The organism is Leptotrichia sp. oral taxon 215 str. W9775 (genome assembly GCF_000469505.1).
In the GTDB taxonomy this organism is placed as follows: Bacteria; Fusobacteriota; Fusobacteriia; order Fusobacteriales; family Leptotrichiaceae; genus Leptotrichia_A.
This window is the reverse complement of sequence record NZ_KI272860.1, coordinates 56,917-72,459: the sequence shown is the minus strand read 5'-3', so window position 1 is coordinate 72,459 and position 15,543 is coordinate 56,917. Positions and strand designations below refer to the sequence as shown.

At 30.7% G+C, this 15,543-nt stretch carries 14 protein-coding genes; 12 read left to right on the top strand and 2 right to left on the bottom strand.

The genetic code is table 11. From position 1 onward, the window contains the following. Nucleotide 1: 1 nt before the first annotated feature. The 9 genes from rsmB to HMPREF1984_RS07225 all read left to right on the top strand — a co-directional run bounded on the left by rsmB (nt 2) and on the right by HMPREF1984_RS07225 (nt 11,162). Nucleotides 2-1,309 carry a 16S rRNA (cytosine(967)-C(5))-methyltransferase RsmB gene (gene rsmB, locus HMPREF1984_RS07265; RefSeq protein WP_021767305.1) on the top strand — a complete coding sequence of 436 codons (1,308 nt, stop codon included), beginning with the start codon at nt 2-4 and terminating at the stop codon, nt 1,307-1,309. 21 nt (nt 1,310-1,330) lie between these two features. After that, nucleotides 1,331-3,106, top strand: a complete 1,776-nt coding sequence (locus HMPREF1984_RS07260; protein ID WP_021767304.1) for an NUDIX domain-containing protein — start codon at nt 1,331-1,333, stop codon at nt 3,104-3,106. Then, complete coding sequence (locus tag HMPREF1984_RS07255) at nt 3,090-4,247, top strand: aminotransferase class V-fold PLP-dependent enzyme (protein ID WP_036100151.1); 1,158 nt, start codon at nt 3,090-3,092, stop codon at nt 4,245-4,247. The genes HMPREF1984_RS07260 and HMPREF1984_RS07255 overlap by 17 nt, the downstream gene beginning before the upstream one ends. A 60-nt stretch (nt 4,248-4,307) precedes the next feature. Beyond that, the gene (gene yedE, locus HMPREF1984_RS07250; RefSeq protein WP_021767302.1) at nt 4,308-5,396 is read left to right on the top strand and encodes a YedE family putative selenium transporter; all 1,089 of its coding nucleotides are present in this window, start codon (nt 4,308-4,310) and stop codon (nt 5,394-5,396) included. Nucleotides 5,397-5,398: 2 nt separating this feature from the next. Then, nucleotides 5,399-5,632, top strand: coding sequence for a DUF3343 domain-containing protein (locus tag HMPREF1984_RS07245; RefSeq protein WP_021767301.1), 234 nt, complete (start codon nt 5,399-5,401; stop codon nt 5,630-5,632). 345 nt (nt 5,633-5,977) lie between these two features. Beyond that, complete coding sequence (sppA, locus tag HMPREF1984_RS07240; protein ID WP_036100149.1) at nt 5,978-7,624, top strand: signal peptide peptidase SppA; 1,647 nt, start codon at nt 5,978-5,980, stop codon at nt 7,622-7,624. A 242-nt stretch (nt 7,625-7,866) separates the two neighbouring features. Continuing rightward, nucleotides 7,867-9,303, top strand: a complete 1,437-nt coding sequence (locus tag HMPREF1984_RS07235) for an aminoacyl-histidine dipeptidase (protein ID WP_021767299.1) — start codon at nt 7,867-7,869, stop codon at nt 9,301-9,303. Nucleotides 9,304-9,554: 251 nt separating this feature from the next. Beyond that, nucleotides 9,555-10,550: a Gfo/Idh/MocA family protein gene (locus HMPREF1984_RS07230; RefSeq protein ID WP_021767298.1), complete on the top strand. Its 996-nt coding sequence runs from the start codon at nt 9,555-9,557 to the stop codon at nt 10,548-10,550. Nucleotides 10,551-10,619: 69 nt separating this feature from the next. Next, a complete protein-coding gene (locus HMPREF1984_RS07225; RefSeq protein ID WP_021767297.1) occupies nt 10,620-11,162 on the top strand; it encodes a hypothetical protein in 543 nt (180 codons plus the stop codon). Between the two features lie 100 nt (nt 11,163-11,262). Here the strand turns inward: HMPREF1984_RS07225 and HMPREF1984_RS07220 are convergent, their stop codons facing one another. Continuing rightward, nucleotides 11,263-11,520, bottom strand: coding sequence for a SemiSWEET family transporter (locus HMPREF1984_RS07220; RefSeq protein WP_021767296.1), 258 nt, complete (start codon nt 11,518-11,520; stop codon nt 11,263-11,265). Between the two features lie 178 nt (nt 11,521-11,698). On the opposite strand from HMPREF1984_RS07220, the gene HMPREF1984_RS07215 reads away from it, so the two are divergent. Beyond that, nucleotides 11,699-12,454: a ThiF family adenylyltransferase gene (locus tag HMPREF1984_RS07215; RefSeq protein ID WP_021767295.1), complete on the top strand. Its 756-nt coding sequence runs from the start codon at nt 11,699-11,701 to the stop codon at nt 12,452-12,454. 25 nt (nt 12,455-12,479) lie between these two features. Then, nucleotides 12,480-13,352 carry a hypothetical protein gene (locus HMPREF1984_RS07210; RefSeq protein ID WP_021767294.1) on the top strand — a complete coding sequence of 291 codons (873 nt, stop codon included), beginning with the start codon at nt 12,480-12,482 and terminating at the stop codon, nt 13,350-13,352. Nucleotides 13,353-13,600: 248 nt separating this feature from the next. Here HMPREF1984_RS07210 and HMPREF1984_RS07205 read toward each other — a convergent pair whose 3' ends face one another. Beyond that, complete coding sequence (locus HMPREF1984_RS07205) at nt 13,601-14,533, bottom strand: toxin-antitoxin system YwqK family antitoxin (RefSeq protein ID WP_021767293.1); 933 nt, start codon at nt 14,531-14,533, stop codon at nt 13,601-13,603. A gap of 137 nt (nt 14,534-14,670) precedes the next feature. Here HMPREF1984_RS07205 and HMPREF1984_RS07200 point away from each other — a divergent pair, with 137 nt between their 5' ends. Next, a complete protein-coding gene (locus HMPREF1984_RS07200; RefSeq protein WP_021767292.1) occupies nt 14,671-15,534 on the top strand; it encodes a hypothetical protein in 864 nt (287 codons plus the stop codon). Nucleotides 15,535-15,543 lie beyond the last annotated feature (9 nt).

The window sequence follows — 15,543 nt, the reverse complement described above, 5'->3', positions numbered from 1 at the left end:
GATGAGAGAAAAAAAGAATATAAAATTAGATGCAGTAAATTTACTGGATGAGATTCAGAATGGAAAATATAGTAATATTCAGATGAATTATTATTTCAGCCGGAATGAATACTCAAAAAAAGAAAGGGAATTCATAACAAATATAATAAATGTAACTCTTAAAAACCTTATATTTGTAGATTATGTGCTTGGCCAAACTGTAAGAAATATTCAGAAACGTAAAATAAAGCAGCTTCTGAGAATATCAGCTGCCCAGATATTGTTTATGGATTCTGATAATGCAGGAGTAGTTTATGAAGCGGGAGAAATTTCCAAAATAATAAATAAACATCAGACAGGATTTGTAAATGCGACTTTACAGGCGATTATTAAAAATAAGGAGGAAATTATAAATGCCATACCTGAAGATAAAAGGGAAGGTATAATTCATTCATATCCTCAATGGTTTGTAAATAAGCTTAAAACTGATTATCCTGATGATTATATAGGTATAATGAAAGCCTATAAGGAACGTAGCTATCTTTCTGTAAGATATAACAGAAAGAAATTGAGTAAAGAAAATTTCAAAAAAATATTATCGGAAATAAAAAGTGAAGTTTTATTTTTTGCTGATGAAGTGTATTACCTTTCAAATGGAAATATACTTTCAACAGATGAATATAAAAGAGGAGATATTATAATACAGGATGCTTCTTCATACATTGCAGTAAAAAATCTGAATGTGTCGGAAGAAGATACCGTCCTTGATGCCTGTGCGGCTCCTGGAGGGAAGTCTTTGGCAATATTGCAGACATTTACCCCAAAATTGCTTCTAGCAACAGACATATACGAGCATAAAATAGAAGTAATGAAGAAAATGAAGGAAAAGTATGGATATGATAACTTTGAAGTAAAGCTGAATGATGCGGCAAAGATTGATAACCTGGATATGAAGTTTGATAAAATATTACTTGATGTTCCATGCAGCGGACTTGGAGTTTTACGTAAAAAACCTGAGAAAATATATAATCTGACATCTGATGATATTAAAAATCTGAAGAAATTGCAGAAAAAAATATTTGACAGTGCATATTCATGCCTAAATGACGGAGGAGTAATTTTATATAGCACATGTACTTTTACTAAAAATGAAAATACAAATAATCTGCAGTACTTTTTAGAAAAATATGATGATTTAAAAGTGGAAGAAATAGAAATACCTGAAAATGTAATTATTAATAAAGATGAATTTGGTGGAACTTATATAAGCTATAAAAATCAGTTTTTAGATGGCTTTTATATAGTTAAACTGAAAAAAATAAAAAAATAAATTTTAGAAAGGATATCCGATATGCAATTTAATCTGAACAGTGATGTCAGCTTTATATTGGAACAACTGAATAAAAACGGAAGCGGATTTCTTGTTGGCGGAGCTGTCAGGGATATGATAATGGGACGTGATCCCGGAGATTATGACTTTGCAACGGATATTGAATACAGCAGGCTGAGGGAAATATTTGCAGATTACAGTCCAAAAGAAGTGGGAGCCCATTTTGGAATACTTATGATAAAGCTAAATGGAAAAACTTATGAAATTGCCAGATTTAGGAAGGAAAAAGGAGTATACAACAGTAGATATCCTAAGGAAATTAAATTTATAAACAGTATAGATGAGGATCTTGCAAGAAGGGATTTTACAATAAATGCACTCGCATATAATGAAAAAACTGGAATTATAGATTTATACAGAGGAAAAAAGGATTTAAAGTACAAGACAATAAGATTTGTAGGGAATCCTAAACTTCGTATAGAAGAAGATGCGTTAAGGATAATGAGGGCATTCAGATTTATTTCAAAACTCGGTTTCAGCCTGGATAAGAAAACAGCTGAGGCTATTTATGAGAAAAGAAGGTTTCTGGGTAAAATTTCAAAGGAAAGAATTTTTGATGAACTTAGCCAGATTCTTTTAGGCCCTTATGTAAAAAAGGCATTATATGAAATGAAAAATCTTGAAATACTTGAGTTTATAATACCTGAATTCAGATATACATATAAATTTAATGTTGGTGATTTTAAAAATAAAACTACTCTTTTCAATCATATTGTAAATACGGTAGGGTTCTGTAAAAGAGATTTGATTACCAGACTTGCAGCTTTGTTTCATGACCTTGGAAAAATAAATACGCGAATAATAGATGCCAAAGGAAATTCATTTTACTATGGGCATGAAAAGGAAAGTGCACTTATTGCCGAGGAAAAGCTCCGTCATTTGAAAGCTTCAAAGGATATAGTTTTTTCAGTGAGGAACCTAATATTGAATCATATGGTAATGGATAAGGATTTATCAGTAAAAGGATTGAAAAAACTTATAATGGAGCTTGGAAAGGAAAATCTTGGAAGACTTTTTGACCTGCTTTTTGCAAATGTGAATTCTAAAATTGATTTAGACAGGGAAAAAGAAAAGCTTTTAATTGAAGGTTTAAAGGATAGAATAGAAGAAATAGAAAAAATGGGAAAAATTCCTGATATAAGGGAGATTGAAATATCAGGAGTAGATTTAATAAATTTAGGTTTTCACGCAAAGGAAATAGGTAAAATAAAAAGTGAAGTATATGATCTGATTTTGGGTGAAGAACTTGAAAATGAGAAAGAATCAATAATCACTTATTTATCTGAAAAATATAAATTAGGAAAATTTAAGAGGGAGAAATCCTGCGGAGCTGTTGTCTATAATCCTTATAAACAGGCGTTTCTAATAATAAAAATGCTAAATGGGAACTGGGGATTTCCTAAAGGACATACTGAAGATAAGGAAACAGATATTGAAACTGCCCTGAGGGAAGTAACAGAAGAGACAGGAATAAATATAGAAATAGTGGAAGGATTTAAGAAATCTATTAAATATATTCCCTTTCCTGGAGTTTTAAAGGAAGTTATATTTTTCATTGGAATAACCAGGGAAGAAAAGGTTACCATTGATAAGAATGAAATAGAAGATTATATATGGTGCACTTATGGGGAAGCCTTAAAAATGATAACTTACAAACCTCAGAGGGATGTAATGGATAATGCATTGAAATTTATTAAAAATTACTACGGAGGTGATAAAAATGATATACATGGATAAAGCGGCTACTTCCTATCATAAACCTGAAGAAGTGGCAAAAGCTGTGTACGAAGCTGTAAAGGCTACAGGAAATAGTGGGAGAGGAGCTAATTCTGCTTCACTGAACAGTACGAAAATGCTCTATGATACAAGGGAGAAACTTTGTAAACTTTTTAATGGAAAGGATTCTTCAAGAATAGCATTTACCCATAATGCAACAGAAGCGTTAAATATTGTGATTAGGGGTTTATTTAAGGAAGGAGACCATATTATTACTACAGAAGCTGAACATAATTCGGTCCTGAGACCTCTTTACCGTAGCAGAAAGGAAGAAAATACAGAACTTACCTTTATAAAATGTGATAAAGAAGGAAGACTTCTTATTTCAGAAATTGAAAAAAATATAAAGGAAAATACTAAGGCTATTATATGTACTCATGCTTCCAATCTTACGGGAAATATAATGGATATTGAAAAAATAGGAAAAATATGCAAGGAAAATAACCTTATTTTTATTGTTGATGCATCTCAAAGTGCAGGAAGTATACCTGTAGATATTGAAAAACAGAATATTGATGTATTATGTTTTACAGGACACAAGAGTCTTTATGGAGCTCAGGGGACAGGTGGCCTATATGTCAGGGAAGGAATTTTGATTGATCCCCTAAAAGTTGGTGGAAGCGGAATAGATACATATAATACTGAACATCCTGCTGAAATGCCTGAAAGACTTGAAGCTGGTACTTTAAACAGTCATGGGATTGCTGGGCTTAGAGCAGGGCTGGACTTTATAAATAAGATAGGTCTTGAAAAAATTCATGGTAGGGAAAAAGAACTCATGTGGAGATTTTACAACGGAATAAAAAATATAAAAAATATTAAAATTTATGGAGAATATTTTGATACTGATGGTAGGGCGATTGACAGGATTTCCATTGTTACAATTAATTTAGGGGATATTGACTCTGCCGAAATATGTGATATTCTTAATGAAGAGTATGATATTGTTACGAGGGCGGGAGGACACTGTGCTCCTTTAATGCATAAAGCCTTAGGAACTGAGGTACAGGGAGCTGTTAGATTCAGTTTTTCCTATTTCAACACGGAAGAAGAAATAGATATGGCGATTAATGCAATTAAAGAAATAGTGGAACTCTTTTAAGTGTTTTAGTTCTTGTGAAAATAATATTATATAAAATACTATTATAAGGGAGAGATTTATATGGAATTTATTAATTCTAAAAAAGGTCAGTTTGCTTTTGGTGTATTAGCAGGATTAACTGCAGTTGTTTTGGCGATGTCTGGGAACCCTAAGAATATGGCTATTTGTGTAGCATGTTTTATAAGAGATATGGCAGGTTCAATGAAGTTTCACACAGCTGCGGTAGTCCAGTACTTTAGACCTGAAATAGTAGGATTTGTTCTGGGGTCATTTATAATTTCTAACTTTACAAAAGAATATAAGGCAACAGGAGGATCATCACCTGTAATAAGATTTTTCTCAGGTGTGGCAATGATGATAGGTGCCCTTGTATTTTTAGGATGTCCTTTAAGAATGATTATACGTATGTCAGCAGGAGATCTTAGTGCATATGTTGGATTTATAGGACTTCTGGCCGGTATAGCAACTGGAATTTTCTTCTTGAAGAGAGGATATTCCCTAGAGAAAAAAGTAGAAATAAAGAAAGAAAATGGATATATATTTCCTGCAGTGCTGGTTTTATTGCTAATATTAAGTGCAACAACAGGGTTATTTGCTGCAAGTCAGAAAGGTCCTGGAAGTGTGCATGCACCTCTGCTTATTTCTTTAGCAGGTGGTATCGTATTTGGTATTGTAGCACAAAGAGCAAGAATGTGTTTTGCAGGAAGTTTCAGAGATATACTTCTTATGAAAAATTTTGAATTAGCAACTCCAATTTTTGGAATATTTATTGTAATGCTTATTTATAATTTAGCAACAGGAAATTTCAAATTTGTTGCTTATGGTCCAATAGCTCACCCTCAAGTAATCTGGAACATTTTAGGACTATATGTAGTTGGTCTTGCCGGAATACTTATAGGAGGATGTCCATTAAGACAGTTAATTCTTGCAGGACAAGGTTCATCTGACTCTGTAATAGCTGTTCTTGGAATGTTCGTAGGTGCAGGTGTGGCACATAACTTCAATTTAGCAGGAGCAGCAGCGGCAAAAGCAACAGCAACAGCTCCGGCAGCAGCAGGAGGACCTGGAATAAATGGTCAAATAGCAACTATAATCTGTATAATATTCTTACTTATTGTAGGATTTATAGGAAGTAAGAAGGAAAGTTAATAATGAGAAAAAAAGAATTAAAGGCGGTAGTAGCATTTCACACTACCGCCGAAGCTATGAAATTTGAAAAGGCATGCAAGAGGGAAAAAGTGAAAGGACGTCTAATAACAGTCCCAAGAGAAATTTCTGCAGGATGTGGATTTGCGTGGTGCTCTGATTTAGAGCTGAAAGAAAAATTGAGAGAAGTATGTAAAATGGAAAATATTGATAGTGAAATCTATGAAATATATAGATAAATAAAACTATATTTAATCATTTATTAGAATTTTACTTATATAAAACAGTTATTCATTAAGAAAAAATCAAAAACTCGCCTAAAGGCTCAAACAATGATTTTTTCTAAATTCATTTCCTGTTTTAAATTGTAAAATTTTAAATAATTTTTAAATATAGTTTTTTATATAGTGAAGCCGCTTTAAAGTTAAACTGAGAAATTTCATTTATATGGAATAATCAGTTTGACATTAAAGAAGTTTCACTATACATTTTCCTATAAACAAAGAAAAAACAAATGGAATATATTCTGAAAAAAGATTATAATTAGATTAAAACATGGAAGATGCAAAAGGGAGATGGTATTGATGTTTATTTTAAGAATGCTGCTGGAAATAGTAGTAATGATTGGGTTATGTGTTATTGCGGGATTAGTTGCAGTGAAGATAATTTTTAAGAAGAAAGGCAAGAAAAAATTATCAATAAAAAAAGTAAAAACTGTTGTGTTTGATGTGAGCAAAGTGAAGGAAGATGTGGCAATTCCAGCAATAAAAGGGAAAGATGAACTGGCATATTATGAGATATTACAGGGATTAAATGATATTGCTGAGGATAAAAATATAAAAAAAGTGATAATTGATGTAGATGAACTTAGCTTAACCTTTTCCCAATTGGAGGAAATTTCAAAAATTTTTGATAAAATTAGAAAAAATAAGGAAGTTGTAGCAATAGGAACGCTTTTTGAGGAAAGCAAATATAGACAGGCATTGCTTGCAGATAAGATTTATATGCTTGATACAAGACAGTCAACATTTATTTTTAGAGGATATCTGCATAAGGAACTTTATTTAAAGTCATTTCTGGAAAAATTTGGAATAAAAATGAATGTGCTTCATATCGGGAATTATAAGGTTGCAGGAGAAAAATACAATCATAATGAAATGTCTGAAGAAAAGAAGGAGTCTATAAAAAATATAAAGGATAAGGTTTTTGAAGGCTTTGTGAAATTGGTAAAGGATAAAAGGGGAACTGATATTGAAGAAGAAATACTGAATGGTAATCTCATTTTTGCCGGAAAAGAAAAGGCAATGGAATATAAATTGATTGACGGCGTTGCAGATTATGATGAAATTGGAATAAATTACAAGGAAGATACTGTTTCGCTTGAGGATTATGTTTCAATGTCAAAAGAGAAAAAAGAGAAGGCAAAGGATACAATCGCAGTAATAAATCTTGAAGGTGTCATAGATGGAAGAAATTCTAAGAAAAGCATTACTTACGAAAATGTATGCGATAAGCTGGAAATATTGGAGGAAATGAAAAATTTAAAAGGGCTTGTATTAAGAATAAATTCTCCTGGAGGAAGTGCCCTGGTTTCTGAAAAAATATATAAGAAATTAAAAAAACTGACTGTACCTATATATGTTTCAATGGGAGACCTTTGTGCCAGTGGTGGATATTATATTGCTACAACTGGTCAGAAATTATTTGCAAATAATCTTACTCTGACAGGTTCAATCGGGGTTGTCATGATGTATCCTGAAGTTGTGGAAACTTTGAAAAAGCTGGATGTTAATCTGGAAGGTTTCGAAAAAGGGACAGGATTTGATATGCTGAATCCGTTTGATAAACTGGGGGAAGATTCAAAAGAAAAGATAATTTACAATATGAATGAAGTATATACTGAGTTTAAGGAACATGTAATGAAAGCCAGAGGAATGAATGATGAGGAACTTGAAAAAATTGCACAGGGAAGAGTGTGGCTGGGAAGTGAATCCAAAAATATCAATTTAGTTGATGAAATCGGTTCCCTTGAAGAATGTATAAAATCAATGGCAGATGATTTAAAACTGGATAAGTATAAAGTAAGAATTATAGAACTGACACAGACTATTAAAGAAACTTTGACAGATATAAAATTACCGTTTGTATCTGAAGAGGTTAAGGAAAAAATTGAATTTTTACAGGGAAATATGAATCAGGTTCTGTATTATGAAAATGATTTTGAATTGTAGGTATTTTAGAAATAAAGATAAATGACGTTGAGAAATAAAGATATTAATTAATATCCGTTACTCAAGAATATCGTTTACATTCTTTAAAAAATTGTGATATAATTAATACGTAGAATAGAAGAAGGAAAAGTTGCTTTTTTATAAGAAAAATTCTTAATAAAAAGATAGAGTGTAGAATATTTAGCAAAAGATTAGATAAATAAAAAATTTTATATAGGAAATAAAAGAAGGAGGATATACCAATGAGAAAATTGGAAAATTTAAAACCTGAAAGAGTTTTTTACTATTTTGAGGAAATATCCAAAATACCTAGAAATTCTTATGAAGAAAAGGAAATAAGCGACTTCCTTATGAACTTTGGAAAGGAACATGGACTTGAATTCTATCGTGACGATGTTTTCAATGTTATTTTAAGAAAAAAGGCCAGCCCTGGGTATGAAAATTCACCTAAAGTTGTTTTACAGGGACATACTGACATGGTGTGTGAAAAGGCTGAAGACAGTACTCATGACTTTAAAAAGGATCCTATTAACCTGATAGTAGATGGAAAATATCTGAAAGCAGATAAAACAACACTTGGTGCAGATAATGGAATAGCTGTGGCAATGATGCTTGCTATAGCTGAAGATGACAAGCTTGAACATGGGCCAATGGAATTTTTATTTACTACTTCAGAAGAAATAGATTTAGGAGGGGCAATGGCTCTTAAATCTGGAGTATTGCAGGGAGATATGCTTATAAATCTTGACTCTGAAGAAGAAGGAATACTTACTGCAGGTTCTGCAGGAGGGGAAAATATTGATGTAATACTTCCTATTAAAAAAGTGACTTCAGATGTAAATTTCAGCTATAAGATTAAATTACAGGGATTTTTTGGAGGACATTCAGGTTCAGAAATCCATAAAAATAGAAAAAATTCAAATAAAGCATTAAATGAAATTTTAAATCTTTTAAATGAAAAATCTGATATTTATCTAGTTTCAGTATCTGGCGGAGGAAAGGACAATGCAATTCCAAGAACTGCAGAAGCTATAATTTCTTCCAGGGAAGATGTAAAGAGTATAATAGAAGCTGTAGCAAAAGAAGTAAAGGAAAAATATATAAAAGATGAACCTCAGACAGAAATACTGGTTGAAGAAGTTGATAAAATAACTGAAACTTTGGATAAGGAATCTGCTGACAAGTATATTCATCTGCTTGAAGAAATTCCTACCGGAGTGTACAGTTTCATGAAGGAATACCCTGAAATTGTTGAAGCTTCTGATAATCTGGCAATAGTAATAACAGGAGAAGACAATATAAGAATTATAACTTCAATGAGAAGTTCTGAACCTCACGTTCTGGAAGAACTTAAAGGAAAAATAGTTGCAATTGCTGATAAATACAATGCAAGTTATGAATTCTCGGCAAAATATCCTGAATGGAGATACAGATCTGAATCAGTTTTAAGGGAAAAAGCGGTAGAAACATGGAAGGAACTTACAGGAAAAGACATGATAGTTCAGGTAATCCATGCGGGACTTGAATGCGGTGCCATTATGGAACACTATCCTGACATGGATTTTATAAGCATAGGTCCTGATATGCAGGATGTACATACTCCTGAAGAAAAACTTGATATAGTTTCAACAGAAAAAATTTATAATTACGTAACTAAACTATTGAAAAATCTAAAATAGTAAATTAAATAGGTAACTAAGAGAGAATATTTGCAATCACTTTTTAAATAATATTGAACAGAAAAAAATTAAAGATAAAAACAAAAAATACTCCATCTTTTATGCTAAATTCAATAATCCTGTAAGATTTCAGCTTGGATTATTTTGCACTGGAGTATTTTTTATTTATATATTGAAAAATTATATTTATCAAAAAATATGGTATAATATAAGTACAGAAGTATATAAATAATAATTTAGGAGCTGAAGTTATGAGATTTGGTATAATCGGGACTAACTGGATTACTGACAAACTGCTTGATGCAGGAAGTCAGATTGAAAACTTTGAACTGACGGCAGTATATTCAAGAACTGAAGAAAAAGCCAGGGAATTTGCCGATAAGTATAATGTTAAAAATATTTTTACTGATTTGAAGGAAATGGCTGAAAGTGATTTGATAGATGGAGTTTATATTGCTTCGCCAAACTCTTTCCATTGTGAACAGAGTATACTTTTTCTGAAAAATGGAAAGGCTGTATTATGTGAAAAACCTTCAACCTCAAATTCTTTTGAGCTGGAAAAGGTTATAAATGCTGCAAAGGAAAATAATACTTTATACATGGAGGCCCTAAAAACCACATTTATCCCTACTTATAATGCCTTAAAGGAAAATCTTCATAAAATAGGGAAAATAAGAAAAGTTGTAGCAAACTACTGTCAGCATTCATCCAGATATGAAGACTATAAAAAAGGTGATGTTAAAAATGCCTTTAAAAAGGAATTTTCAAATGGAGCATTAATGGATATAGGAGTCTATCCTCTGTTTTTTGCAATTTCTTTATTTGGAAGTCCTGATAAAATAACTGCAGAAGGATTGATTCTTGAAGATGGAAAAGGAATCGACGGACAGGGAACGGTTAATATGATATATGATGAAATGGAAATTACGGTTCTTTATTCAAAAATTGCCAATTCCTATTTGCCAACTGAAATTATGGGAGAAGAAGGTTCTCTTCTCATAGAGCATGTTTCAGAAATGGATAAACTCTACTTTATAAAAAGGGGAAGCAATGAAAAGACTGATCTGACATTGCCAAGGAAAGAAAATTCAATGTACTACGAATTGAAACACTTTGTTGATTTATATGACGAGAATAAAAAAGAATCCCCTATAAATAGTTTTTCACTATCTTTAGAAGTTATGGATATACTGGATAAAATAAGGGAAAAGATAGGAATTGTATTTCCGGCAGACAATAAAAAATAAAAAAACTTATGTTATTTTAAAGAAAAATAATGTATAATAAATATATAAAAAAGCGAAGGAGTAATCTATATGAAAAAAGTATTGTTTTTGTTAATGATGTTATTTGGAGCGGTTAACAGCTTTTCTGCCCATGTCTTAAATAACAAAAATGTCGGTATGTTTACAGATAAGGAAATGATAAATCTTGTATCAGGAAGTTATAATACTGATACTCAGCTGGCTGTTGTTTCTAAAGCAAAAGGAAGCAATCAGGAATCAACAACAAAGGCTGAAAATGATGCAAGACTTACTTTACAGACTACAATCAAGGAATATTCCTATCTGGTATTGAGTACATATTTGAAGGAAGCAGGAGTAACAGGACATGGTTTTGATACTAAAAAAATGAAGGATATAGCTGATCAGATAGCAAAGGAAGCTTTGAGCTCAGCTATTCAGAAAGGAAAATGGATAACAGGGCGTAATGATACTGTAATGCTTTATCTTATAGAAAAGGAAACTGTAAGAAAAATGTCGGCGAAGGCATTTAAGGAAAGATTGACAAATCTTATAGATAAACTGACAGAATATAGAGGTGTATTTGAAACTCTTAAAATAACTGAAGGAAATTAACTGTTAATAGATGAATACAAATAAAATAGAAAAACTCATTGAAATGACAAAGAGCATTTTAATGAGTTTTGTTTATTATGTGCCGTTTTTATAAGTAGTTTTAAAAAGCTGTAATTGTTGCAAGCAATCCAAAGATTACTCCTGGTAAATTTGCAGCTGCAAGAGGGTAGTCTCTCTTTTCTTTTAAAAGTCCATAACTTGTCCATATTGTACAGTTAATTGCCGCTGCTAAAGGTTGTAGGAAAAATGTTTTATTTCCATGTAAATTTCCTAATATTTGTGGAACATAAGATACGTACATTATTACAGAAAGCATTGTTCCAACCCACCCTAAAATTTTTAGATTTCTTTCATTCATATTTTTCCTCCTATCTTAAAAGAAATTATTTGTAAAGTGTATCATAATGTATTAAAAAAGTCAAAATTTTTAATATACATATTTTTATTGAAGAATATCAAATTTTGTAGTATAATGAACCGGAATAAATTAGAAAGGATTAAAGGGGAACTGGAAACAAAAGGAGATAGATGTATAAATGAAACAAATTTTTTCAAGATTTGCCATGCTTGTAGGTGAAGAAGGAATAGAAAAACTGAATAAATCAAGTGTAATTGTGTTCGGAATAGGTGGAGTAGGTTCATATGTGGTAGAATCTCTGGTAAGGTCGGGAATTGGGAAAATAACTATGGTGGACTTTGATGAGATTTCAGAATCTAACATTAACAGGCAGATTCATGCATTAAAAAGTACAGTTGGAAAATCAAAGATAGAAGTAATGAAGGAAAGAATTTTAGATATAAATCCTGAATGTGAAGTTGTTCTGAAAAAGAAACTTGTTTTTGAAAATGTATCTGAAATTTTTGAAGAAGATGGTAAAAAATATGATTTTGCTGTTGATGCCATAGATGTCATTTATAGTAAAATCACGATTATTGAATATTGTATGAAAAATAATATAAAAATAATATCATCAATGGGATTTGGAAATAAAATGCATCCTGAAAAAATAGAACTGTCTACTATAGAGAAGACTTCTGTCTGTCCTATGGCAAGGACTGTAAGAAGGATTTTAAAGAAAAAGGGAATTAAAGGGCTTGTAGTTGCCTATTCACAGGAAATTAATATTAAGCCTGACAAATCAGACTTGCATGCCAGTGAAGAACCTACTGAGTTTAGGGAAAACAATGAAATGCCAAATAAAATTACGCCTGGAAGCAATGCTTTTGTGCCAGGAACTGCAGGACTTGTAATATCTGCCTATGTAATAAGAAAACTTTTAGGAATGGAGTAAAATAAATTTAAGGAGGGTGATTTAAATGCTTCAGATTATAAAAAAGAATAAAAATAAGATTATAAAAATTGCAATAATAACAGGAATTGTCTTCTGTGTATTTGGACTAATGGATAAAATATTTGAAAATACTATTTTCAATTTATTTAAAAATTTAACAAAACCTTATTTGGAAAAGGCTTACGAAGAATCAAAAAAACTGTTCTTTACTTTGTCATTGCTGAAGGGAACAGCAGATGTCATTGAAGGAAGCACAGTTAATGTAAATATGATACTTGGAATGAATGTAGAGATAGGAGATATTGTAAAGCCTATTTATGATATAATAAATACAATATGGCAAATATCACTGGCGAGTGTAGTTGTTTTAAAACTGGAAACAATTTATTATGAAATATTCAGGGTGAAAATAGCATCAATTCTGATTTTTATTTCACTGGTTGCTTATTTTCCATATACTTTTACTAAGAATAAAATTACAGAAATCTCAAAAAAAGTATCGAAATATACGTTTTCTTTGCTAATTTTTATTTATATTCTTTTACCAAGTGCAATTTTAATAAGCTCAGGAGTATCAAACTATTTTGAAAATGAATATAAGAAACCTGCTGTTGCAGAATTGACTGCAAGCCTTGATAAACTGAATAAAGTTAAGGATGGATTGTTTGTACTTGAACAGTCAAAAGGATTATTTAATATACCTGGCCAGATTGAAAGTGCCAAAGAAAGATTTAACGGTTTTGGAAATGAAATAAATAATGTTTCAAAAAGCCTTACAGACAATACTCCTATAATAATAGGAATAACACTGCTTTCCTATCTGATTATACCATTGCTTGTAGTTGTATTCCTATACAAGCTAATGAAGGATATATTCTGGGAAAAATTGAAAAAGTAGAAATAAAAAAAGAGGATATTAAAAAAATAAAATATTAATGTGAAAAACTATATTTAAGAATTATTTAAAATTTTACAATTTAAAACAGGAAATGAATTTAGAAAAAATCATCTGTCTGAGCCTTTGGCGAGTTTTTGATTTTTTCTTAATGAATGACTGTTTTATATGAGTAAAATTCTATTAAATGAATAAATATAGTTTTTTATATATAATATATTTCAATTTTGAGAATCCTCTTTTTTTAATTTCTAATATTGTGATATTCCCAGATTAAATCCGTTTCTTGCCACAGGAACGCCTCTCAAGTCATAAGCAGTCCAAGTTCCGTCAGCGGCATAATTTCTTATTTTTCCTTTAAGCTTTATAGCACCGTTATTGTAATATTGTTCGAAATCTCCATTTCCGTTTACAAGTTCGGCTTTTCTTTCTTTTGATCCATCAGGATATTGTCCTTTAATTGATTTTAATTTACCATAATCATAAGTTTCAGTAAGTCTTTTTATGTTTCTTCCTTCTGAAGCAGGATAGTACCAGTTCCATTCGTTATCCCTTACATTATCTACGTATGTACCTTCAGCTTTTAGACTTCCGTCTGTATAGTATGAAACTGATTTTCCATTTTTTCTTCCATTTCTATAAACATCTTCCTGTATTTTTATTCCATTAGCAAATTTTACTTCAGTCCCTTCCTTTACACCATTACTGTATTCCGTTGCTGAAGTTAAACTTCCTTTATCATCAAATTCATATCTTGGACCATCTAAAACACCGTTTCTGTAATTACTTATAACAGTTGAATATCCTGTAGATAAACTGAAATCTATTTCTTCACCATTTTTTTGTCCATTTCTGTATTCTGAAACCTTTGATACACCTCCGTCACCATTAAAGTAATATACTTTTCCGTCAAGTACACCATTTCTGTAATTTTTTATGGATTGTATTCCATAATTATAATTATACTCAACCAGTGATCCTGTAATAGGAGAGTTACTTTCCAGACTTACAACAATTCCATTGGAGTTGGTAGTATTTTCAGATGTGTAGTAATTTCTGCTATCCAGTATTCTATGTTGTTCAGAATAATAATTTCCTGATGATTTTGGTCTTGTATTTGGATTTATGGCAGCTGCAGCACTTATTGCTATAATTGAAAACAATACGATAATAAGTTTTTTCATGAGTTTCTGCCTCCTTTCTATATTTTCAATTATAACAAATAAAAATTATAATTTCATTTGAAATTTTTCAATTAATATTTCTATAATGAAAAAAATATGATATAATAAATATAAAACTGTTTGAAAGAGGAATAAATATGAATGAGATAAAACAACGGTTGGAAGAAAAGTACTTAAAAATGGAAGATTACTATAATATCTCTTTTGATGTATTGAAAAAAATATTTAAGCAGAATAAGATGCCTATAATAATTTTTATTTTAATTAATATGTCAATGAAAATTATTGCTGAAAAATATCAGGGATTTCTGAAGTTTCTGGAAATAACAGGAGCATTTGATTTTACAGAAGTTAAAAACTACTGGTATTCTGTAAATGCCAGTATAGTATTATCGGCTGTTTCAATTCTTGTTTCTTTAATTATTTTAAGAAAAGCAGGGGCAATTATAGAAGAAGATAAGGGAAAATTTATACAGGAAACAGTCATGAAATTTTTTATGCTAATTTGTACAGTACTTGCATTATTAATGGTTTTCTCTGTATTATTGACAGTATTGTGGGCTGCAATTTTTGTAATTTATTTTTCTTTTTCAGGAATTGAAAAACTCTCTTTAAGCAATATGAAAGGTATATCATCTATTAATATTTTTATATATATTACAATTGCTATATCTGCTATAATTTTTATTTTACAAATGCTATATTTTGTCCAGATGTATTTTTTAAGAAGAATAGGAATGTACGAAGCTCTCGTTTATAACTTTCATCTGTGTAAAAAAAATAGGCTGAGAATTATACTTCCGGTAGCATTACTGGTAATTCTAAATATATTGCTTAACCTTCCTTTTGGTATTTTAGGTTTTGCAACACTATTTTCAAAATACAAATTTTTGATAATCATTGTAGCATCAATATTAAACAGCATATTGAGTATATTTTTTATTTTGCTGACAACAGTTGTGTATTTAAATGTAGAATATATGGATTTAAGAAAAAAATAGTCAGATTTA

Coding starts and splice junctions, on each gene's coding strand:
- HMPREF1984_RS07260 (WP_021767304.1), top strand. CDS start 1,331: ATGCAATTTAATCTGAACAGTGATGTCAGCTTTATATTGGAACAACTG.
- HMPREF1984_RS07205 (WP_021767293.1), bottom strand. CDS start 14,533: ATGAAAAAACTTATTATCGTATTGTTTTCAATTATAGCAATAAGTGCT.
- HMPREF1984_RS07210 (WP_021767294.1), top strand. CDS start 12,480: ATGCTTCAGATTATAAAAAAGAATAAAAATAAGATTATAAAAATTGCA.
- HMPREF1984_RS07200 (WP_021767292.1), top strand. CDS start 14,671: ATGAATGAGATAAAACAACGGTTGGAAGAAAAGTACTTAAAAATGGAA.
- HMPREF1984_RS07230 (WP_021767298.1), top strand. CDS start 9,555: ATGAGATTTGGTATAATCGGGACTAACTGGATTACTGACAAACTGCTT.
- HMPREF1984_RS07215 (WP_021767295.1), top strand. CDS start 11,699: ATGAAACAAATTTTTTCAAGATTTGCCATGCTTGTAGGTGAAGAAGGA.
- HMPREF1984_RS07255 (WP_036100151.1), top strand. CDS start 3,090: ATGATATACATGGATAAAGCGGCTACTTCCTATCATAAACCTGAAGAA.
- HMPREF1984_RS07235 (WP_021767299.1), top strand. CDS start 7,867: ATGAGAAAATTGGAAAATTTAAAACCTGAAAGAGTTTTTTACTATTTT.
- sppA (WP_036100149.1), top strand. CDS start 5,978: ATGTTTATTTTAAGAATGCTGCTGGAAATAGTAGTAATGATTGGGTTA.
- HMPREF1984_RS07225 (WP_021767297.1), top strand. CDS start 10,620: ATGAAAAAAGTATTGTTTTTGTTAATGATGTTATTTGGAGCGGTTAAC.
- HMPREF1984_RS07245 (WP_021767301.1), top strand. CDS start 5,399: ATGAGAAAAAAAGAATTAAAGGCGGTAGTAGCATTTCACACTACCGCC.
- rsmB (WP_021767305.1), top strand. CDS start 2: ATGAGAGAAAAAAAGAATATAAAATTAGATGCAGTAAATTTACTGGAT.
- HMPREF1984_RS07220 (WP_021767296.1), bottom strand. CDS start 11,520: ATGAATGAAAGAAATCTAAAAATTTTAGGGTGGGTTGGAACAATGCTT.
- yedE (WP_021767302.1), top strand. CDS start 4,308: ATGGAATTTATTAATTCTAAAAAAGGTCAGTTTGCTTTTGGTGTATTA.